Raw genomic sequence first — 20,342 nt, 5'->3', positions numbered from 1 at the left:
CTCACGAAGCTCTCCGGAAGACGGTCGCCGGGCCGATGACACGACGGCCGAACTTGTCGCGGACGCGGTCGACGCCCGCTTCAGCCACCAGCTGGGCTTCACGGGTGCCATCGACGAGAACTCGCCGCTGTACGGCACCGACGCCGCCGACATCGTCGTACGGGGCGGCCGGCCGCACATACGGGACAACCCGGCGCGCGGGGAGACCTAGCGACAGCTCCTCACCCGCAACGACCGCACCTCCCTGGAAGCGATGGGCTCCTGGACCCCTGGCCAGTCCCGGTCATCCATGTACGCGTACGGAGCGGTGTTCGCCGAGGTCGCCGTGGACGCCCGCCTGGGCCTGGTCCGGGTACGGCGGATGCTCGGCGTCTTCGACGCGGGCCGCATCATCAGCCCCAAGCTGGCCGACAGCCAGGCCATCGGCGCCATGACCGGCGGCATCGGAGCGGCTCTGCTGGAACACACGGTCACCGACCACCGCGACGGCCGCATCGTCAACGCCAACCTCGCCGACTACCTGGTCCCGGTCAACGCCGACGTCCGCGAGCTGAGGGCGATCTACATCGACGGCCGGGACGACGAGGCCGACCCCATCGGCGTCAAGGGCCTCGGCGAGGTGGTGCTTGTCGGAGTGGCGCCCGCCATCGCCAACGCCGTCTTCCACGCCACCGGCCGCCGGGTCCGCGAACTGCCCATCACCGCCGAGGCGTTGCTCTGAGCCATGTCCCGGGCGGTCCTGGCCGGTGATGGCCGTCACCGCCGGGGCGCACCCCACGTCGTGCCGCGGGAGCGCGGGACGGCCCGGGCCGCCGCCGCGTACTTCCGTTCCCCCGCGGCGCGGCGGCGGCCCGTTCACTCCGAGCTTTCCCGAAGGACCATCCATGCTGAACATCGCGGACACGCTGCACGCATGGTGCCGCGAAGCGCGCTCCTGCGCCCTCGCCACCGTCGTCGGCGTCAGCGGCAGCGCGCCCCTGCCCCCGGGCACCGCACTCGCCGTCGACGCCGACGGCAACGCGGCCGGCAGCATCTCCGGCGGCTGCGTCGAAGGAGCCGTCTACGACCTGTGCCGCGAGATCCTCGACTTCGGCGGGCCTCCGCGGCGTGCGCGGTTCGGCTACTCCGACTCCGATGCCTTCGCGGTGGGCCTCACCTGCGGCGGTGAGCTCGACGTGCTCGTGCAACGTGTCGAACCCACCGCCCTGCCGCACCTGACCCGAGTCCTCGAAGCCGTGGGAAACGGCCGCCCCGGCGCGGTGGCCCAGGTCGTCGACGGCCCCTTGGAGCTGCTGGGACGCACACTGAGCCTCGTCGGCTACGACGGCACACACGAGGGAACCCTCGGTGGCGGTACGCGCGAGGACGCGACGGTGGCCCGCTCGCTCCTGCACGCCGGGCGTACCGGCCGTATCGAGGTGGGAGGGGCCGACGACACCTGTCCCGAGCCTCTGTCCGTACTCGTTCACGTCAACGCGTCCCCGCCCCGGATGCTGATCTTCGGCGCGGTCGACTTCTCCGCCGCCCTGAGCCGGGCCGGGTCGTTCCTCGGCTACCGGGTCACGGTCTGCGATGCACGCCCCGTGTTCGCCACCCCCACCCGCTTCCCACACGCCGACGAGGTCGTCGTCGACTGGCCGCATCGCTACCTGGACCGCACCGAAGTGGACGCCCGTACGGTCGTCTGCGTCCTGACCCACGACGCCAAGTTCGACATCCCTCTGCTGAGCCGGGCTCTGGGCCTCCCGCTCGGCTACGTGGGCGCGATGGGCTCCCGCCGCACCCACGACCAGCGCCTGGAACACCTGCGCGAAGTCGGCGTCCCCGAGACACAGCTCGCCCGCCTGCACTCCCCCATCGGCCTCGACCTCGGCGCCCGCACCCCGGAAGAGACAGCCGTCTCCATCACCGCCGAGATCATCGCCCACACGAACCATGGCACCGGCCTGCCCCTGACCCGCGGCACCGGCCCGATCCACCACCCGGCTCCCGGCACTCGCACGCGAGCTGCCCATGGAGCCGCATGGCCTCCTGTCGCCCACGGCGCATGACGAGGCAGTCGCCCCCTCCAACGCACCGAACAGGGCCACGCGCGGTTCGCTCTCGCCGCCGCCTGCCCCCCTTCGCAGGTGCGAGCAGGTCGTCACCGACGGAAGTCCCAACCACACAGGGAGACGGATGAATCCCCCGTCCGCCGTTGCCTGCGGACGCACACGCCGAGGCGGGCACGGGCCCGCTGCTGCTGCACGGCTGGCCGGAGACCTGGTACTCGTGGCGGCACCAGATTCCTGCGCCGGCCACGGCCGGATACCAGGTGGTCGCCCCCGACCAGCGGGGATAGGGCGACACCGACGTCCCCGAGCGCGTCGACGACTACACGATCGAACCTGACGGACGACATCACCGCACTGATGGACGTACTGGGAGGGGAGAAGTCCGCCGTGGTCGGCCACGACTGGGGCTCGCTGGTGGCGTGGTTCAGGAACATCCGCGCTCACCTGGCCTGCCCGACCCACCGCTGCCAAAGACCGAGGCCCGCGGCGATCCTCACCCTGGGTTGGACGACACGGAAGTGTCAGTGGTTGGCGACACCTCGTGTGTCAGAGCTGATCTCGTCGCAGCTGTACGTATGTCCGCTCGCCGAGTGCGTCCGTGATTTCGATGGTGACGCTCTCCCATTCGTCGGCGGGTTCCTCCGGGACTTCCCCCACCTGGTACTCGGCCTCCGCCAGGAGCTTCTCGGTCACCCGTACGCCTGTGAGGCGCTCTGCCAGCGCGAGGACCGCTGCCTTCGTATCGACGTCGGGATCTTGGTCCCCCGATGGGTTGAGGCCAACCTCTGTCATCACGGCGTTCAGCTCATCGGGAGTGCTGCCGGTCCTGTCCGCGGGCCACTCGAACGTGGTCCGCAACTCGCCATCTTCGTACCAGTTGAAGAAGTCCATGGGCTTCCCCCCGTTGCTCGAATGCGAGACAGCACGCGTCCCGGCGGAGAGCGCCTCCATGAAGCGCGGGCGTGTACCCAGATCGCCTCCGAACTCCACAGCGAGAGTCCACTCCCCTCCCTCTCCCTGAGCGGTGAACGCTCCTGCGAGGAAGGCGTCGGGCCACGCTTCGTACCCGTCCAAGAACTCCTGCTGCTCTTCGATGAACTCGCCGAGCCCCTCACACGCACCTCGCGGCTCGGCACTCACGATCCGGAACAACTCCGAAGGCGAGACCCCTCGCACCATCGTCAGCGTGTACCCAACCTGCAGTCCATAGGCGAACAGTGAGGACGAGGAACGTATCCAGCCGTAATCGGCTGCAGTGGCGGAGGTCATGCACCGCATCCTGCCAGTGCCCACTGACACCGGGGTGCGCTGCCCCGAACCGCTCAGGAGCGCGCTTCGGACCTGGTGACGGCGGCTTCGTCGTACGCGGCCAGGGTCCGGTAGAGGGTGGAACGGCCGACGCCGAGGTGCTCGGCGACGACGGTGACGGACTCCTTGGCGTCGCGGCGGCGCAGGGCGACGGCGAGCATGTCGGCGTCGCCGGCCGGAAGCGCCCGTGAGTCATCGCTTCGCGCGCTTGGCTACCCGAGGCCGCCGTTGCTCTGGAGAAGCTGGGCGTTGATCCATCCGCCCTCTGTCGAGCAGAGGAACGAGACGAGATTCGCGCAGTCCTGCGGCACACCAAGCCGTCCCAGGGGCGTGAAGCGGATCATGTCCGCCTTCTGCTCCCCAGTCATCCACCCGGTGTCGGTCGGTCCAGGATTGATCGCGTTGCAGGTCACTCCCAGGTGGGCGAGCTCACGGGCGGCGGCCAGCGTGATCCGGTCCATCGCTCCCTTGCTTGCCCCATAAGGCAGGTTGCCCGCGGTGTGGTCGCTGGTCAGGCTGACGATGCGCCCGCTGCCATGCTGTCCGCGGAATCGCAGACCGTACTCCCGGATCAGCAGCCACGTTGCCCGCGCATTGACCGCGAAGTGCAGGTCGAAGCTCTCCACAGTGGTGTCGAACAAGCCGGAGTCGACCGACTCGCAATGACAGAGCACCAGCGCGGTGACGTTCCCGAGCTCACGCTCGACGCTGTCGAAGAGCTGAGCCGGCACGGACGGGTCACTCAGATCCGCCTCGACTGCAAGCGTTCTCGCACCAAGGGACGTCACCTTCTTCCGCAACTCTTCGGGCGCACCCGGCTCCATGCCCCACTGCATGCGCGCGTCATACGGAGTCCAGTACGTGAAGGCGACGTCCCAGCCGGCCCGGGCCAGATGCAGTACCACGGACGCCGCGATCCCCGCCGAGCGTCCCGCACCCGTGACCAAGGCAAGCGGGAGCCCCGCCTCTCCCACGTCCTGCCGGCTCCCCACGCGCGTCTCACCAGTCATGATCCTCATCCTGGCGGGCCGTCCTTCACACGGCACCCGATTTTCCTGGGCGCTGCCACGCTCACACGCGGAGACCCAGCCACGACAACGAGTGCCGCTTCCGACACCGGCCGCACCACCACCCTCACCGGGACGGCCAGCAGCACGGTCGTCGGCCTATTCACTCCGGCCCGGCGCGGCCATCCATGGACGGGCTGGTCGTTCTCCGCCGCGTGGGGCAGCCGGGAGACGCTGAAGTCACGCTGGTAGAAACCTGCGGCCCTCCTCGCGGAGGAGCGGGAGCACGACGTCCTGGCCGAGGACGTCGCCCGTGTCTCCCTCCTTTAGCGCCAAGTCTCCGCGCTTCAGCGCCAAAAGCGAGGTGCAGAGCGTGACGTCCAGCCGTCACGAGATCGGCCGCTACCGGGACGCATGACGGCTCTACGTCACGATCAGCTTGGGGCGTCTGCTCGTGCTGTGCAATCTCGGGTTCTGGCTCAGATTCCGTGATCTGGCTACTGAGCGTTCGGGTGCCCAAGAAGTTGAGCTCGGAGCGATTGGGCCATCTGGTCTGCCTGGTCAGCCGTTACTCGCTCCTGCGCTGGTCGCCGAAGCAGATCGAAGATGCCCGGCCCACGATGCTCTGGTTGCAGATCTGCCATGCGCGGAACGATATGGAAGTGCACGTGCGCGAAGCCTTCGGCTTCGGCAAATTGGACAACGTAGGTCTTGGCGCAACCAGTCATCCTCTGGAGAGCCCGGGAGAGCTTGACCTGCCACACTCCTAGGGCAGATGCCTCAGCGTCGGTGAGGTCATGAACCGCGGCAACGTGACGCCGAGGCAGCAGCACCAGCCACCCGGGCACTGCGGTGTTGAAGGCGTGGGCCACCCGCCAGTGCTGGTCATGTACCACGCACTCGCGTGGTGGAAGGTTGTCGAAATCTGCTTCCTTGCTGCATGTGTAGCAGTCGGGAGTCGTCATGAACCGAGATCGTAGAGCTGTCTCTCGAGACAGATCGCCGACCCGTCGTCGAACGCTTCGCCGAGCAGAGCGTCGCCAGCCACTTCCGCCTCGACGAGGTGACGGGCGCAGCTGGGGCATCAACGGACTGCCGGTCACCGGGACCGCTCGCGGGCGCGCACGGCGTCAGGCAGGGCAGCGGCCCGACCCGATCCTCTGTGCGGGCACCACATCCACGTGCCCCGGCCACCCGGCAGACCCTTGGTTGCGCCCTTCGGCATCCGCGCAGGCGGCCCGTCCGTCCTCGTAGGCGGTCCGGTCCGGCAGCACATGGCCGGGGAGGGCGGCACACACCAGTTGCTCACCACCCCCGTCATGGCGTACAGAGCAGCCTGGTCACGTCGCTCGGGAGCCGGCGTTCGCCATCCACACGCAATGGTGTTCGCCGGCCGGCCTCGGCGGCCTTGGAAGGCAGCCGCGGCCGTTCCTCTCCCGTTTGAGCGCCCTGGCGTGCGAGGACGACGCCCATGCCGGCCGCGTACGGACCGCCGGTGTGACCAGCCTCATCCCGAGGAGGGCGGCGACGGTGACGGCAAGCAGCACGGCATTGAGCCACAGGATCTTGGAGGTGGCACCGTCGACCGTGTCCAGCGGCAGGGCCACGACGGCGTGCATGCTGGAACCGCCCGGTCTGGGAGGCGACCAGCGGCCTGGTCGCGGGCAGGCCGGCCTTCGCTGCGGCGACGCCCAGCGGTGCGAGCGGCGAGCACTGCGACGTCGGGTCAGGCAGAGGCGAAGGCCTCCTCGGGGGCTTCGTCGAGGACGAATCCGTTGTCGAGCCGGACGCGGACCGTGACGCGGAGCATCCGTCGCTGGTAGGCGGCCCACTGCTCTTCCAAGGCCCCCACCTGCTCCTCCAGTTGCTTTCTGCTCTCCGGCGGCATCTGGTGGCCGAAGTCGTCGAGGAGCGACTTGAGGCGCAGGTACTCACGGACCTCGTGGGTCTGCTGCCGGTGATGCTCGTCCACACGCTCGACAGTGCCCTCGATGCCTGCTGCCAGTGCCACAGAGGCGGCGAAGGCGCCCGTCTCCTCCGGGGGCTCCTCGGCTGGGGTCACCGACCCGGCCAACCGGAGGTCCGCCGCCAGCCGCACCCGTTGGCCCACGTTCAGCGTCATCGATCCTTCGTCTTCCTCGTCGGTCACCGGCAATCCGGTAGACGTGGCGATGCCAGGCGTACCGGAGAGGAAGGATCATCCCACCCTCGCTTCCGGTCCCGGCACGATCGAAGCCCTCGCCGACCCTCGCATGAACACCGCCCGACGGGCAAACAGGAGCCCGAGACGGTCAGTCGGACCTGGCGAGAGCGCCTGGGCCTGTTCGTTGACGTGTGCGTAATCGAGTTCGCATCTGTCGTCATGGCTTCGACGGTAGGTCGCACCCCGGCCACGTGCTCGGGCACTTCTCTGGGAAGTTCCTGGAGCACATCCTGGAGATCGCCTTCAAATACGACGGTTCGGTGGAGCGCACCGGCCACATCGTCGCCGACAACGGGTTCATGGAATGGCCTCTGTAGAGGTTGCCTCGTTCGCGACCTGGGCCTGTACGTGGCCGTCTCACTCCACGAGCACGGTGTCGCCACGTTGCTGGGCATCCTCGCCGCCGTCACGGTCACCATGGCGGCGGGCCTGCTGGTGCGCGAGACGGTGATCAGGCCACTCGGTCAGGGACAGCTGTTCTCCGCGCTCGTCGTGACGATGGGCGTGTCCCTGGTCGCGGAGAGCGTGGCAGGTCGCGGGTGGCGGAACCGACGCCCAGTACCTTCGGTCTCGGCAGCCGCCGTGGTCCTCGCGCTGGCCGTACCGGCCGCCGCCTCCGGCCTGCGGATGCGGCTGGTGGCCGCAAAGTCGCATCCGCCGGCCGCCCGTACGATCGGCATCGCGCCGCAGGCGCAGTCCTCGCTGTCGTTCGCGGTGAGCGCGGCGTGCACGTCCTTGGCGGGCGTGCTGCTCGGACTGATCACCGGGTTCGTCAGCCCGGATCCGTTCTCGCTGACCTTCGGCATCTCGCTGATCGCGGCGTGCGTGCTCGGCGGCGTCGGCACCGTCCTCGGCGCCGTGGCCGGCGGTGTCTACCTGACCTGGAATCCTCCGCTCTCGTCCGCCGTCGGGCTGCCACAGCCGGTCATGCAGGGCCTCGTGCTGGTCGGGGTGCTCCTCTTCCTCCCCGGCGGAGTCGTGCCGTTCCTCGCCAAGCCCGCGCGGAGCGTTCTGCGGCGCGTACGGCGCCGGCCGGACGCCCCCCGCCCTCCGGCCGCCGACACCCCGGCGAACCTCGTGCCGCTCCGGTCCCCGTCCGAGACGGCGGGCGGCGGTCCCGGTCTGCTGCGCCTGGAGCACCTGTCGGTCGTGTACGGGGGTCTCAAGGCCATCGAGGACGCCTCGCTGTCCCTGCCGCAGAACGAGATCCTGGCGGTCATCGGGCCCACCGGGGCAGGCAAGACAACCCTGATGAACGCCCTGTCGGGGCTGACCGGCAAACGGCCGGGTGAGCGGCGGTGGCGACTTCGCCGGCCGGCCGCTGCTCAAGGCGCGGCGACCGCGCGGCGGCGGCTGGGCATCGGCCGCACGTTCCAGCACGCGGAGGTCTTCTCCGAACTGACCGTCGCTGAGAACGTGTTGTGCACCCGCCGCCGGATCACGGCCCGGGACCGGGCCGAAGTGACCCGTCTGCTGCACTCCGTCGGTCTCGCGGACGTGGCTGGGAACAGTCGACGGCAGGGAACGCCTCCCCGCTCGCGGAGGCGAGCGGAGCATGATCCGCCTGCATGGGGTCGGCCACACGTACGGCGGCGTGGTCGCCCTGCGAGGCGTCGGCCCCGACGTCCGCCAGAAAGTCGTGCTGGGTGTCGCCGGAGCCAACGAAGTGAACCCCTCGGTCCAGGTGGACCAGCTGACGGTCAAGTTCCAGACCACCGACTACACCCCGGGGATCAGCAAGGCGAAGGCCGCGAAACCCCAGGCGGTGATCGTGATCCCCACTTCCCCCGAGGCGGCCGCCTTCATGAAGGAGGCCAAGCTCCAGAACTGTCACTGCCCACCTACGCCTACGCGCCCGTGGCCGCCGAGTCGACGATCTCGCTGGCCAAGGACGCCGCCGAGGGACTCGAGGCCGTGCAACTGGTGAAGCCGCCCTCGGACCCCCGGCCCCGCGGTGAATGAGCTCCGGACCGCGATGGCCAAGTACGAGCCTGGTCAGACCGCAGGACTCCTCGCCCTGGGAGGCTGGAGCAATGCGAAGGTGTTCGCGGAGATCGTGAAGAGCTTCAAGGGCCCCGTCACGTCCCAGGCCATCATCGGGGCGTACCAGAAGGCGTCCGCCGTGGACCCGGGGGTTTCGCCGGTGATGCATTTCAGCCCGAGCGACCACCTCGGCACGCGCAGCGTGCAGCGAGTGGTGGTGAAGAACAGCGTCTGGACGTCCCTCGGCGACTTCTGCACACCCCCGGTCCGCGACTGATCGCTCTGCCCAAGGGGACCATCGAGGGTCCCCCACCTCCCTGAACCGAACCGGGTGCCTGCTCGCCAGGTCGAACGCTCCCTTGTGACGGTTGTGGCACCGGACACCGCTTCACGTCTGCCCGCAACCGAGGACGACTTGTGCGGCTTGCTCACGCACGACGATTTCGCACAGTTTCGCCTGGATCATTTCGGTAGGGAAGCTTCAGACACTCGGACAAGTCCTGCAAGTCGTTTGGCGCCTGCTCAGCTACGCACGTTGCAGAGCCAGTCGTTCATACGCATCATCGACGGCATGAGTACAGAGTCCCTGGTGGCAAGGACATGGCGCATGCTGATCGAGCGCCACCCCCAAGCACGTCGAGGTGATTCGGACGTGATCGAGGCGGCGTTCGCCGAGCCACGGCTGCGCCAGTTGTTTCCCTTCCCGAGCCACGGGCGCCTGCACTTCCACCGCAACACGGACTTCCCGTGGAGCAATGATCTTCCTTCCATTGCCAGCGGTCTGTCGGCGTACGCCGTGTACTCGGCCGACCACCAACTCATCGGCGAAACGCCAACTCCACAAGAGGCGGCTGCGCTCCTCGTCGCGCATCTTCCTGACGACTGCGGACCGGCAGTCGACGGGCCATGGCCTCCGCCGAGCATCCACCAGGCGTAACAGCACCTTGGCCCTCGACGCGGGTGAACGTGCCAGTCGCCTCGTCCCGCGCCCCGCCACGGTGGCCCGACCTGCTACTCCCCTCGGCATCGGATCCAGAGACCTCGCGACGGATACCTCGGTCCCCTCCCTGGCTCCCTGGCACGGATGGCCTGGAACTCATCGCATCTCAGGCGCCCACCGCACGCAGTGTCTGTGCGGACCGCCCGGCGACGCCGCGCGCCAGCCAGTCCTGGTAGGCCGGTGCCTGACGGGCCGCCTCCCAATAGGCCCCCTCCAACTCGTCGAACCCTGTGTCGAGTTCGTCCGCCGTCCGGGCCGCGAGCATCAGCCGCACTCCTATCGGGTCACCGTGCAGGGGCCGGATGACGAGGTCGGAGCGGGGTGGGAGCGCGGTCGGCTGACTGACCGTGACGACCTCGCCGATGGCGGCCAGGAAGTAGGCGGTGAGGTAGTCGCCGTGCAGAAGATCGGGCTCGATCCCGGCGGCGCACAGCACCCGGCACACCCCGTCCCACTCGCCGTCGACCGTGGCGTCCACCATCCAGCGGTCGTGCGCGAGGTCCGTGAGACGCACTTCGCGCCGGATCGCCGCAGGGTGGTCCGCGGCCATGGTGACGAACTGGGGTTCGCGCTCCACCAGGATCCGCAGACACAGCCCGTTCGGGACGCGCAGTGGGCTGCCCTCGACCTCGTGCACGAACGCCAGGTCGAGCCTGCCCTCAACCACCTGCCGTAGCAGGGCGTTCGCGGACACGTCCATCTGCAGGCTGGGCTCGACTGTGGGCACGCGGGCGCGCAGCCGGCTGAGCCAGCCGGGGACCGCTCGGCTGGCCGTGGCGCCGATGCGCAGCCGGGGGCCGCCCGCCGCGCGGGCGGCCGCCGCCCGGGTCTCGGTCACGATCGCGGAGAGTTCGGCGACCAGCGGCCGGGCGCGGCTCACCACGACGTGCCCCAAAGGAGTGGGACGGCTGCCCGTACAGTCGCGGGTGAAGAGCTGTCCGCCCAGCAGCTGCTCGATGCGGCGCAGCTGGGTGCTCAACGAGGGCTGTGCCATGCCCAGTTGACGAGCCGCCTTGTGCATGCTGCCGGCGTCGGCGATGGCGCACAGCACGCGTAAGTGCCTCACCTCGAGCTCCATGCGCGGAGCGTAAGGGCTGGCTCTGATGAGGCGCCAGATGTTCAAAGGCCAATGAATGAGCACGAGTCGCCCCGATAGCCGTGGGCTATCCCCAGTTGCCATCATCCGCTCGGCCGGCCGGCTGCCCCACACTCGGCTCCACCGATCGTTCACCACCCCACACGAACGAGTAGGAGCCCCCCCACATGACGTCCAACCGTACGTCCTTCGCGTCCGCGAATGCCTCCAGGAGATTGCTGTCGCTTGGCCTGGGCGTGACGTTCGCGGCCCTGGGCAGCGCGATCCCGGCGAGCGCCCAGACCACCGGCTCCACCGCCACGCTCCGCGCCGGCTACACCGGTTCGGCCCAGGAGGCGACGGACAGCAAGGCGTTCTTCGAAGCCGTGCTCAACTCGGTCGCCAAGAAGCAAGCGGCCAACCCCAGCCTGCAGTCGGTGACGGTCTACTACAACGTCTCCCAGGCACCGAGCTTCCGCTCCCAGATATCGAGCGCCGCCTCGATCTGGAACAGCTCCGTGAGCAACGTCAAGCTGCAGTCCACCTCGGGCAGCGGCGACTTCTCGTACTACGAGGGCAACGACTCCCGGGGCTCGTACGCCTCCACCAACGGCCACGGCAGGGGCTACATCTTCCTCGACTACGCCCAGAACCGGCAGTACGACTCCATCCGGGTCACCGCGCACGAGACCGGTCACGTGCTGGGGCTGCCGGACCACTACAGCGGCCCGTGCAGCGAACTGATGTCCGGCGGCGGACCCGGCACGTCCTGCACCAACCGCTACCCCAACACGACCGAGCGGACGCGCGTCAACCAGCTGTGGGCCAACGGGCTGGCCAAGGCCCTCGACAAGTTGAACAAGGTGCGCTGACAGCCCGAGGATTCTCACTCTCACCCGGAAGCGGGCCGTGCAACAGGTGACGGCACGGCCCGCTTCGCCGTGCCGCGCCCCCGACCCTGCCGGTCGCCGGCGGTGACGCCGGAACAGGTCCGTGACCATGGACTCCTTCGGGGTGACGGCACCGAAGTTGCCACAGTGCTTCACCGGTGGGCCTCGCGGCACGGTCAGTGGCTCCGGGCGGGCGTGCCGGACGATGACCTGACTGCCGACGGTGCCGCAGAAATCCACGAGGCGCCGCGTTGTCCCTGTCCGGGCCCCGTCAGCCGTCAGCAGCGGTTCCGATGAGGACGAAGGCGACGGTGGCCGGTTCGTCACCGCGGTTGCGCCAAACGCGCCTGGTGCCGTTTCTGGATCCCGATGTCACCGGCCGACAACCGTGTGCACTGGCCGTCGTCGAGTTCGAGGACGATCTCCCCCCCGCAGCCCGAGGCCGTAGTCGACGCACAGGCCTGTGTCTGGCCGGACTTCGTCCGGCACTGCGGCCCGTGCAGTCTCGATCGTTACTGACTTCGGCTCGTTAGGGTGATCCGTCTCGAAGTCCCTGATGTTGCGGCGCGGTTGGTTGTATCTCCTGGCGTGTGAGGTATGCGGATGGGGGCGGGCTGACGCCCGCGGGGCGTCGGCGCCGTGAGGCGGTACGGATGCAGGCGGCCGGGCTGTTCGAGCAGAAGATCAAGCCGTTGGAGGTGGCACGGCGTCTGCGGGTGAGCCGGAAGTCGGCCTACGAGTGGCAGCAGCTGTGGCGGGACGGTGGTCGTGCGGCTCTGGCCTCCCGTGGCCCGAGTGGATCGCGATGCCGTCTGTCGCCGCGTTGCCTTCAGAAGCTCGCCGGGTATCTCGAGCAGGGGCCGGCCGCGCACGGCTGAGTGGAGGACCAGGTGTGGACCGCGGCGCGGGTGGCCACGCTGATCGGCAGGAAGTTCCACGTCTCCTACAGCGTCTCGGGTGCGACGAGGCTGATGCACCGGCTCGGCTTCAGCCCTCAGGTTCCCGCGCGGCGGGTCGCTGAGCGCGACGAGCAGGCCGTCGCCGTCTGGAAGGAGGCGACCTGGGCGGAGGTAAAAGAGCCCGGGCGGCCTGCGGAGGCTACATCTGCTTCGAGGACGAAGCCGGGTTCACCCGTCGGCCGCCCCAAGGACGTACCTGGGGCCGGCGCGGAGTGACTCCGCGGGTGACGGTGAGCGGACGACGTTCGGGACGCCTGTCAGTGGCCGGGCTGATCGCGATGCGGCCCGGCTCCAGGACCCGCCTGTGCCACCGCCTGCGCACCCACCCCGCGGGCAAGGGCAAGCGCCGCAGCATGGGCGAGCGTGACTTCATCACGCTGATTGACGGAGTCCACCAACTGGTCAAGGCGCCGATCGTGCTCGTCTCGGACCGGCTGAACACCCACGTCTCCCACGCCATGCGTGAGCTGATCGCCGAGCGTGAATGGCTGACGGTGTTCCTGCTGCCCGCCTACTCGCCCGACCTCAACCCCGTCGAGTGGGTGTGGGCGCACGTCAAGCGCAGCCTGGCCAACCTCGCCGTGGTCGCCCTCGACCGGCTCGAGGCCCTCGTACGCAACCGGCTCAAGCGCCTTCAGTACCGGCCGGACACCCTCGACGGCTTCATAGCCGGAACCGGCCTGGCCCTCGACGATCCAGCGTCACCCTGACAAGCCGAAGTCAGTATTGACTCCCAGACCCGGAGCCCCTGGTCCCGGTTCGCAGGCCGGCGCTCTTCCGGCCGGACAAGGCGTTTGAGCGCGCCGTGGAGCCGCACCAGGACGATGTCCGACTCGACGATGTGATGGGCGTCGATGACGCCCTCATCAGCCGCGTCTCGCGCCACCTTGGGCAGAACGTGGGCCTCCTGTGCCAGGGCTCGGAGGAGAGCGACGTCTGGATCTCCTACCAGCGGGCGGTCTTCCCGGCGGAACCGCACCGGCGAGATGGCGGTGACAACGAAGATCGGACGGCCGATGCACGCCACTCGCCGAAACCGCATCCTTCCGGGTGATGAACCGATCCCGATCATCCGAGAGGACACTCATGTCGCCCAGCCCGTCCCGAGGCGCCCGCCGCACCGTCTCCGGTCTCGCCACCGCCCTGCTGGCCCTGGCCGGCCCCCTGGCGGCCCCGGCCTCACCCGCGGCCGCCGCAACCGGGCAGGTCAGTACGGTCACCTACACGGCGGCGGAGCGCACCGGCGCCCTCTCGTACTGGACGCTCGCGCGCATGAAACAGGTCAGCCGCGCCGTCGACCTGGGGCCGACCGGTCCGCTCAGCAAGCCCTGGACCGGCAAGGGCATCCCCAGCATCGGACGGCTCTTCTTCGTCGATTCGAGGGGGCAGGACACCTGGTGCACGGCCAGCGCCGTCACCAGCGACAACCGCTCAGTGATCATGACCGCCGCCCACTGCGCACGCCTCGGCTCCTCGCCGGTCAACACCTACAGCGACATCGTCTTCGTCCCCGGCTACGCCAAGGGCAAGGCGCCGTACGGCCGCTACGCCGTCAAGGCGACCATGACACCGCGCTCCTGGGCCCAGGACACCGTCAATGACATAGCGGCGATGGTCGTCGCCACCCCGGCGTACGGGAAGCGGCTCACCGACGCGGTGGGGGCGCAGAACATCGCCTTCGGCCGTTCGGCCGGTGAGCGGGTCACCGCCTTCGGCTATCCGGCGACCACTCCCCAGCGGGGCGAGGAACTTCTGTACTGCGCCGGTACCTCTCAGCGCGCCCCCGAGGACGAGCAGCGCGTCCCGTGCGACCTCGGCGGCGGCGCGAGCGGCGGTCCCTGGCTCGCCGGCTTCAACTCCGCCACCGGCAAGGGCACCGTGGTGTCGGTCAACAGTCACGGCGAGGGCGACGGCGGCAGCCCGATGTACGGGCCGACGCTCGACAAGACCGCGCGGGCCGTCTACGAGGCCGCCCAGCGCGGCTGAGCGGTTCGTCCCCGGCCCCGGAGGCTGCCTGGCGACTTAAGAGGCCCTAACAAAGGCGTTGGACGTGGCGGTGGGTGATCAGGCAGACGGCGAGTCCGAGGAATGCCTCGTGGATGTCGTCGCGTCGTTCCCAGCGGATGCGCAGGCGGCGGAAGCCGTGGAGCCAGGCGATCGTGCGCTCAACGACGTAGCGGAAAACGCCCGGGCCAGTGCCGTGCGGCTCGCCTCGCTTCGCGATCACGGGGCGGATCCCTCGCTGCCAGAGCAGGCGCCGGTACTTGTCGTGGTCGTAGCCGCGGTCGGCCAGCAGCGCGTCCGGCCGCCGTCGGGGTCTGCCGGCCCGGCCCGCGACGGCCGGGATCTTGTCCAGCAGCGGCAGAAGCTGGGTGACGTCGCCCTCGGTTCCCGCCGGTCAGCGACACCGCGAGCGGGATGCCCTGCCCGTCGACGATGAGGTGGTGCTTGCTGCCCGGACGTGCTCGGCCGACCGGGCTGGGCCCGCTTTTGGGGCGCCGTCGGGCCGCGGACGTGCGAGGAGTCGATCACCGCCCTCGACCAGTCCAGGTGGTCCTTCGACCGCAGCTTCTCCAGCAGCAGCACGTGCAGCTGATCCCAGACGCCGGCCTCGTTCCAGGCCGCCAGGCGCCGCCAGCAGGTCATCCCCGAGCCGAAGCCCAGCTCCTGCGGCAGGTACTCCCACTGGATCCCGGTATGCAGGACGAAGAGGATCCCGCACAGGGCCTGGCGGTCCGGCACTCGAGGTCTGCCCTCGACCAGCTTCGGCGCCGGCTCGGGCAGCAACGGCTCGATGAGTGACCAGAGTTCATCCGACACGATCCACGGTCGCGACTGACGCTTCCCCACGACCAGACCAACGAGCGGACAAGCCAACAGTCACATGATCAACAGCTTTTGTTAGAGCCACTAAGGGCCGACGATCCCCGGCCTGTGCAGTTCCTGCGGCGGATCATTGGGTGACGCACGTCTGATCCGGTCTGCGTGGCGACCAGCCGGCCACCTGAGGGCGGGTGCCTGTTGAGCCGACACGGAGTGCGATGCCGGTGTTGCCACCGGTCCGTTTCTCCGTGCCGGTCACCGAACCCGGCTTGCCCGTATCCCGCGTACCGGGCGCGGGGCCCCCAGACCGAGGGCTGTCCGAGCGTCCTGACGCCGCCAGGCGGTGGCCGACATCATGTCGGCCACCGCCTGGCGGAAGGGATGCCCGGTTCGGCTGCGTGGACAGTGGCGTGGCGTCAGGTGGTTGGGCTGCCTGCGGTCCACACGCTCCACGCCATGTTCCAATCGCTGAGGCCGTTGTCCGAGGCCAACATGGTCTCGTCCTCCGAGTTCTTGACGACCACGACATCACCGATCATCGAGTGGTCGAAGAACCACGCGGCGGGCCGACTGCCGTCGCTGCCGCCCCTGACATCCTTCAGGCCTACGCAGCCATGGCTCGTGTTGACCCTGCCGAAGACCGAGTCGGCACCCCAGTAGTTGCCGTGGATGAACGTGCCCGAGTCGGTCAGGCGCATGGCGTGCGGTACGGCCTTGATGTCGTACGAGGGCTTGCCGGACTTCTCCGTGAGGCCGACGCTCGCACCGTTCATATGGATCTGCCCGAACTTCTCGGAGATCACCATCTGGCCGTTGTACGTCGGGTGCTCGGGGCTGCCCGACGAGATCGGGATGGTCTTGATCGTCTTGCCGTCCCGGACGACGGTCATCTGCTTCGTCTTTGCGTCCACGGTGCTGATCTGGCTCCGGCCGATCTTGAACGTGACCGTCTTCTGGATGCCGTGGCGGTTGAGCGTGACGGTGGCGGTGGAGCCGGGCTTCCAGTAATTTTCAGGGCGGAAGTCCAGGCGGTGGTCGTTGAACCAGTGACCGACGACGCGCTGGCCGCTGCTGGAGCTGACCTGGATCTCCGACTCCACAGCGGCCTTGTCGCTGATCGCCATGTCGAAGTTGACCGTCACCGGCATGCCCACGCCGACGGTCGAGCCGTCCTCGGGGGAGACGTGCCCGATGAAGTCGTTGGCCGGGGAGACCGTGGTGATTGTGGCGTTACCGGTGGCGGAGCGGCCCTTGGCGTCCTCGGCCTCTGCGGCGATCTGATACTTGGTGGCACGCTCCAGTCGTCCGTTTGGCTTCCAGGAGGTGCCGTCCGCGGACAGAGTGCCCGGGATCTCGGCACCGGTCGCGACGTCGGTCATGGTCACCTTGGTGAGCTTGCCATTACTGACGGTGACACCGACCGGACCGTTGATCCCGACATCGTGTGCACCTTGCCCGGGCGTGATCTCTATTCGGGCGTCGGAGGCTTCCTGGGCGGCCGCCTGATTTACCCGCGCCTGCGATTTCGGGTGGCTCCCGGCGCTGTCGCCGCCGGTGGCAGCGTTGCTTGTACCGCCGAGGGCCGTGACTGCGAGTACGCCCCCGAGTACGCCGGCCGTAGCCACAAGCCCGGTGCGTCTTTTATAGAGCGTGATCAAACGCTTCTCCATGCCGCTGGTCTTTGCATCCATGCGCTGATCGCCGAAGGGGTGCAACCAGCCTTGAAACCACTTATAGGCATGACTATGTCCAGAAATGGGTAAATTGTGGCGAAGGCCACGCATTGCCGAGCGCGTCGCCGAGGTTGCAGACCTGGACCTGGGAGCCGATGACGGTCCGCACGCAGATCTTGGTGCAGTTCCGCTCTCCGTTGCTCGTGACCGCTTTCTCGCTGTGGGCCGAAGCGTCGCCGACCTCGGCGCCGCGGCCGTCCCGTCGTTCCTCGGGCCCGGGGAAGGACGACCGCGCGGGTGGCGTCGGCTTCGCGACGGCGCTGGAGGCGGGCCACCTCGATGGGGGCCGGTGCATCGTCCGGGACGACTTCGGGTTCGGGGAACGCGCGGCGGTTGGTGTGCTGAGGGGGATGTCGGGGTGCCGACCACGCTGCAAAGTCGTGGTGACCTGCGGATATGGAAGCGCGGGGACCACGGGTCACGTGCCGCTGAGCGGGGAACGGCGAGATCCGGGTTCCAGGTCCCCCCAGGATTGCGTCCGCGGCTCCGTTCCTGGTCACCCACTGCATCACCGCACATGGCTATCGACCGCCGCAGGTCTTCATCGACGCCGTTCTCGCCGTGGACCTTGACGCGTGGGCCGCGGCCCGCTGGCCCGAGGTCCCTTTCCCATGGGTTCCCGACGACGCGGAACGCATGGAGGAGTAGATGCGGGCTGCCCTTTACTCGCGGCGCCAAAGCCTGATCGCGGCGACCGTGACTGTGACGTCGAAGACGAAAGCCCTCTTGTCGAAGCGCGTTGCTACGTCCGTCGTCCCGCGTCCAGGCAACCCAGCATCGCGCCGTGGCCGGCAAGGTCAAGACCGTCTCGGTCAAGCGTGAGGGCCGTAAGTGGTTCGTCGTGGTCACTGCCGAGCAGGGTCGGCCCGAACCGCTGCCCGCTACCGGCAGCATGGTCGGGGTCGATCTGGGCATCGCGAGCTTCCTCGCCGACTCGGACGGCGCTTTCGTGCTCAACCCGCACCACGGCCGCCGTGCGGCCGCCAAGCTCGAAGCAGCGCAGCAGGCCCTGTCCCGGTTCCCGCGCCGCAAGGCCACCGACCGCACCGCCAACCACCGGCACGCCGTGGAGAAGGTCGCCCAGCTCCACGGCAAGGTGCGCCGCCAGCGGCGCGACCACGCGCACAAGATTGCGCCAACCTCAGCCTCGCCGAGACGCCTGATCACCCGTCTCACCGACCGCCGTCCCACCTCGGTCGCCGCGGCTACAGCCGGTGGCGGCGCGTGGCCTGTTGTGGTGGCAGGGTCAGTGTGATTTGCCGGACGAGTTGCTGGAAGCATGCGAGGGACGCCACGGCGGGCAGGGCAGCTCCAGCGATTCCGGTGATGGTCTTGTCTGCCTGTGCCACGCACAGCATTACCGCGACGGAGGAGAAGAGCAGAACGATGAACCATGAGTGCACGGCTCGGCGTCGATGCAGGGCAGCGCGCAGGATGGAGAGCGAGGCCGCCACCCAGGGGCCGTACACGAGAAGGGGCCACGACGGGGCGATGCCGGCGCCCGTTCCGGAGGTGATGCTCTGCAGCGGCCTGTAGGTCACCATGCCTCCGAAGACGCTGACCATCGCCACGACGACGGTGACGAGGGCGACGAGGGCGAAGCTGCCGGCCTGCAACCACTTGAGCCGGGCTTCTCGGACTTGCGACTTGCGATGCCCAGCAGGGGGGCGTCGGGTGGGCGGTGGCTGAGCCAGGCCCTCCAGCGGGCCGGTGAAGCCGACGCCGGGTGGGGGCTCGCTGCGAAGTGGCGGCACCCTGGCCGGCTGCTCCGCCGGAACAGCTTCCTGCAGGAGGTAGGCAAGTTCCTCGACCGGGTCCCAGCCGGTGTCGGGTGCAGCCAGAGGAACCCCTGTGTGGACGCCGTCGTCAGGCCCCCCGTTCCAGTCGGTTCCAGTCCCGTAGGAGTGCGCGTCAGAGTAATACTCCCGATACTCACGCTGCGCAAACGAAGGATTCACATAGTCATGGTTCATGTAATTAGTTGCCGTCACGCACTGTTCTCGTGACGGCCAAAGTGATCCTGGCCGTCCCACCGAGAATTGAGTTCCTCCTGGATTGCCTCCAATAGCCCGAGGAAATCGCGTAGCAGTGGCTCGGTAATCCGATGTTCGGCCCACGTACCGTCTCCGATAGCGGTGCCCTGTGCCGCAAGCACCAAGTATCTCGCACCAGACGGCCAGGCAGGGCTCGCAGGTAGATTTTCTGTCCTCGCGTTGCGCCTCGCGTTGCGTTGCGGGAGGCCCTGGGACGTCGCTTTCGTCATATCCCGCTAACGCCGCTCCTCCTCCTCCAGAAGCGCGGCAAAGCGAGTGACCGTGCCACCGGTATGGGTGAGTTTTCCTTGAGCAAGTCACTTTATGAGCCGAGCGGGTTTTCCTCGGACTCGCCGGAATGGTAAATAGGATTCACCGTCGGTATCAATCCCGGAAGTCAGACCGGACGCGACAAGCGCCCACCGACCCGGCCCGATGCGTCTGTGGCCAGCGCTGTGCGGAAACGAAGCCCCGACACAGCCGCCCTGTGACCCTGACCCGTCGAAGGGACCCCAACCCCTCGTATGAGAGAGAACGAGCCCACAGGCATCCGGGGTGTGACCACAGGTTTTGTCATGGTGATCCCTGCGCTGGGCCATTTCGTTTGGATCAGCCGGTCGTGGCCAGGGTGTGCCGTGGGCTGATGCGCAGTGGGCGCGGATCGAGCCGTCGCTCCCGGACCGCACGCCGAAGCGGGGTGGCCGCTGGCGGGACCACCGTGAGGTGATCGACGAGATCGCCTTCAAGTTCCAGACCAGGACCCAGTGGGTGCACCTGCCGCAGAAGTACGGCAACCGGCAGCGCGTCTACAACCGGCTTCGGATGTGGGCGGTCGACGGAGTCTGGGAGCGGGTGTTCACCACCCTGGTGGCCCAGGCCGACGCCGACGAGGACCTGGACTGGGGGGTGTCGGTGGATTCCACGATCGTGCGCGCTCACCAGCACCGCGGCCGAAGCCCGCAAAAAAGGGGGCCCCGGCCGAACCGGACGACCACGCCATCGGCCGCTCACGCGGCGGACTGATTACGAAGATCCACTCGCGGCCGACGTCCGGTGTCGGCCACTCGCGTTCCTTCTCACCCCCACCCGCGCTTCCACCTGCACTTCACGCCGACCAGTTCATCCTGGCTGAACCTGGTGGAGCGATGGTTCGCCGAGCTGACACAGAAGGAGCTCAAGCGAGGTGTCCACCGCTCCGTCCAGGCCCTCGAACGCGACGTCCGCAGCTGGCTCGCCCGCCGACGAGATCCTCGACAAAGTCGCCGCCTACTGCC

At 68.5% G+C, this 20,342-nt stretch carries 20 protein-coding genes and 4 pseudogenes; 15 read left to right on the top strand and 9 right to left on the bottom strand.

The window, feature by feature from the left end:
• Nucleotides 1-112 precede the first annotated feature (112 nt).
• The 3 genes and pseudogenes from ACIPFH_RS06345 to ACIPFH_RS06335 form a co-directional block, all read left to right on the top strand.
• Nucleotides 113-721, top strand: a pseudogene (locus ACIPFH_RS06345) (xanthine dehydrogenase family protein molybdopterin-binding subunit); the annotation flags it as partial.
• 163 nt (nucleotides 722-884) lie between these two features.
• A complete protein-coding gene (locus tag ACIPFH_RS06340; protein ID WP_401823624.1) occupies nucleotides 885-2,051 on the top strand; it encodes an XdhC family protein in 1,167 nt (388 codons plus the stop codon).
• Between the two features lie 146 nt (nucleotides 2,052-2,197).
• Nucleotides 2,198-2,341, top strand: coding sequence for an alpha/beta fold hydrolase (locus ACIPFH_RS06335; protein WP_401823622.1), 144 nt, complete (start codon nucleotides 2,198-2,200; stop codon nucleotides 2,339-2,341).
• Between the two features lie 259 nt (nucleotides 2,342-2,600).
• Here ACIPFH_RS06335 and ACIPFH_RS06330 read toward each other — a convergent pair whose 3' ends face one another.
• The 5 genes from ACIPFH_RS06330 to ACIPFH_RS06310 form a co-directional block, all read right to left on the bottom strand.
• Nucleotides 2,601-3,323: a DUF6461 domain-containing protein gene (locus tag ACIPFH_RS06330; RefSeq protein ID WP_401823620.1), complete on the bottom strand. Its 723-nt coding sequence runs from the start codon at nucleotides 3,321-3,323 to the stop codon at nucleotides 2,601-2,603.
• Nucleotides 3,324-3,376: 53 nt separating this feature from the next.
• Entirely contained in the window at nucleotides 3,377-3,523 is a 147-nt protein-coding gene (locus ACIPFH_RS06325) for a helix-turn-helix domain-containing protein (protein ID WP_401823617.1), read from the bottom strand.
• A gap of 51 nt (nucleotides 3,524-3,574) precedes the next feature.
• A complete protein-coding gene (locus tag ACIPFH_RS06320) occupies nucleotides 3,575-4,372 on the bottom strand; it encodes an SDR family oxidoreductase (RefSeq protein ID WP_401823614.1) in 798 nt (265 codons plus the stop codon).
• 494 nt (nucleotides 4,373-4,866) lie between these two features.
• On the bottom strand, nucleotides 4,867-5,334 hold the full coding sequence (locus ACIPFH_RS06315) for an HIT family protein (protein ID WP_401823612.1): 468 nt from the start codon (nucleotides 5,332-5,334) through the stop codon (nucleotides 4,867-4,869).
• Between the two features lie 761 nt (nucleotides 5,335-6,095).
• On the bottom strand, nucleotides 6,096-6,518 hold the full coding sequence (locus tag ACIPFH_RS06310) for a hypothetical protein (RefSeq protein ID WP_401823609.1): 423 nt from the start codon (nucleotides 6,516-6,518) through the stop codon (nucleotides 6,096-6,098).
• 245 nt (nucleotides 6,519-6,763) lie between these two features.
• On the opposite strand from ACIPFH_RS06310, the gene ACIPFH_RS06305 reads away from it, so the two are divergent.
• From ACIPFH_RS06305 to ACIPFH_RS06290, 4 genes are all read left to right on the top strand, one after another.
• On the top strand, nucleotides 6,764-6,889 hold the full coding sequence (locus ACIPFH_RS06305) for a hypothetical protein (RefSeq protein WP_401823606.1): 126 nt from the start codon (nucleotides 6,764-6,766) through the stop codon (nucleotides 6,887-6,889).
• A 31-nt stretch (nucleotides 6,890-6,920) separates the two neighbouring features.
• Nucleotides 6,921-8,534: an ATP-binding cassette domain-containing protein gene (locus ACIPFH_RS06300; RefSeq protein ID WP_401823603.1), complete on the top strand. Its 1,614-nt coding sequence runs from the start codon at nucleotides 6,921-6,923 to the stop codon at nucleotides 8,532-8,534.
• Between the two features lie 13 nt (nucleotides 8,535-8,547).
• The gene (locus ACIPFH_RS06295; RefSeq protein WP_401823600.1) at nucleotides 8,548-8,832 is read left to right on the top strand and encodes a hypothetical protein; all 285 of its coding nucleotides are present in this window, start codon (nucleotides 8,548-8,550) and stop codon (nucleotides 8,830-8,832) included.
• Nucleotides 8,833-9,126: 294 nt separating this feature from the next.
• Entirely contained in the window at nucleotides 9,127-9,492 is a 366-nt protein-coding gene (locus ACIPFH_RS06290; RefSeq protein WP_401823597.1) for a DUF6193 family natural product biosynthesis protein, read from the top strand.
• A 169-nt stretch (nucleotides 9,493-9,661) separates the two neighbouring features.
• Here ACIPFH_RS06290 and ACIPFH_RS06285 read toward each other — a convergent pair whose 3' ends face one another.
• The gene (locus ACIPFH_RS06285; protein ID WP_401823594.1) at nucleotides 9,662-10,633 is read right to left on the bottom strand and encodes a LysR family transcriptional regulator; all 972 of its coding nucleotides are present in this window, start codon (nucleotides 10,631-10,633) and stop codon (nucleotides 9,662-9,664) included.
• A gap of 185 nt (nucleotides 10,634-10,818) precedes the next feature.
• Here ACIPFH_RS06285 and snpA point away from each other — a divergent pair, with 185 nt between their 5' ends.
• The 5 genes and pseudogenes from snpA (at nucleotide 10,819) to ACIPFH_RS06260 (ending at nucleotide 14,465) form a co-directional block, all read left to right on the top strand.
• On the top strand, nucleotides 10,819-11,502 hold the full coding sequence (gene snpA / locus ACIPFH_RS06280; protein ID WP_401823591.1) for a snapalysin: 684 nt from the start codon (nucleotides 10,819-10,821) through the stop codon (nucleotides 11,500-11,502).
• A gap of 671 nt (nucleotides 11,503-12,173) precedes the next feature.
• Nucleotides 12,174-12,695: pseudogene (locus tag ACIPFH_RS06275) on the top strand (winged helix-turn-helix domain-containing protein).
• Nucleotides 12,581-13,189, top strand: a complete 609-nt coding sequence (locus ACIPFH_RS06270) for a transposase (RefSeq protein ID WP_401823786.1) — start codon at nucleotides 12,581-12,583, stop codon at nucleotides 13,187-13,189. Before ACIPFH_RS06275 ends, ACIPFH_RS06270 begins: the two are co-directional and overlap by 115 nt.
• A gap of 95 nt (nucleotides 13,190-13,284) precedes the next feature.
• On the top strand, nucleotides 13,285-13,533 hold the full coding sequence (locus ACIPFH_RS06265) for a hypothetical protein (RefSeq protein ID WP_401823588.1): 249 nt from the start codon (nucleotides 13,285-13,287) through the stop codon (nucleotides 13,531-13,533).
• 32 nt (nucleotides 13,534-13,565) lie between these two features.
• Nucleotides 13,566-14,465, top strand: coding sequence for a trypsin-like serine peptidase (locus ACIPFH_RS06260; protein ID WP_401823585.1), 900 nt, complete (start codon nucleotides 13,566-13,568; stop codon nucleotides 14,463-14,465).
• Between the two features lie 46 nt (nucleotides 14,466-14,511).
• On the opposite strand, the pseudogene ACIPFH_RS06255 reads toward ACIPFH_RS06260, so the two are convergent.
• Both ACIPFH_RS06255 and ACIPFH_RS06250 read right to left on the bottom strand, forming a co-directional pair.
• A pseudogene (locus ACIPFH_RS06255) lies at nucleotides 14,512-15,329 on the bottom strand (IS5 family transposase).
• A gap of 389 nt (nucleotides 15,330-15,718) precedes the next feature.
• A complete protein-coding gene (locus ACIPFH_RS06250; protein ID WP_401823784.1) occupies nucleotides 15,719-16,972 on the bottom strand; it encodes an Ig-like domain-containing protein in 1,254 nt (417 codons plus the stop codon).
• Between the two features lie 847 nt (nucleotides 16,973-17,819).
• Between ACIPFH_RS06250 and ACIPFH_RS06245 the strand changes: the two genes are divergently transcribed.
• Nucleotides 17,820-18,290 (top strand): transposase, encoded by a 471-nt coding sequence (locus ACIPFH_RS06245; RefSeq protein ID WP_401823582.1) that lies wholly within the window; start codon nucleotides 17,820-17,822, stop codon nucleotides 18,288-18,290.
• On the opposite strand, the gene ACIPFH_RS06240 is transcribed toward ACIPFH_RS06245, so the two are convergent.
• Nucleotides 18,241-19,008 carry a DUF2637 domain-containing protein gene (locus ACIPFH_RS06240; RefSeq protein WP_401823580.1) on the bottom strand — a complete coding sequence of 256 codons (768 nt, stop codon included), beginning with the start codon at nucleotides 19,006-19,008 and terminating at the stop codon, nucleotides 18,241-18,243. The genes ACIPFH_RS06245 and ACIPFH_RS06240 overlap by 50 nt on opposite strands.
• Before the next feature lie 690 nt (nucleotides 19,009-19,698).
• Between ACIPFH_RS06240 and ACIPFH_RS06235 the strand changes: the two genes are divergently transcribed.
• The gene (locus tag ACIPFH_RS06235; protein WP_401823577.1) at nucleotides 19,699-20,091 is read left to right on the top strand and encodes a transposase; all 393 of its coding nucleotides are present in this window, start codon (nucleotides 19,699-19,701) and stop codon (nucleotides 20,089-20,091) included.
• Nucleotides 20,092-20,151: 60 nt separating this feature from the next.
• Nucleotides 20,152-20,316: pseudogene (locus ACIPFH_RS06230) on the top strand (IS630 family transposase); the annotation flags it as partial.
• Between the last annotated feature and the right edge of the window lie 26 nt (nucleotides 20,317-20,342).

It is taken from the genome of Streptomyces sp. NPDC088157 (assembly GCF_044741545.1).
Taxonomy (GTDB): domain Bacteria; phylum Actinomycetota; class Actinomycetes; order Streptomycetales; family Streptomycetaceae; genus Streptomyces.
This window is presented reverse-complemented; position numbering and strand designations above follow the sequence as displayed.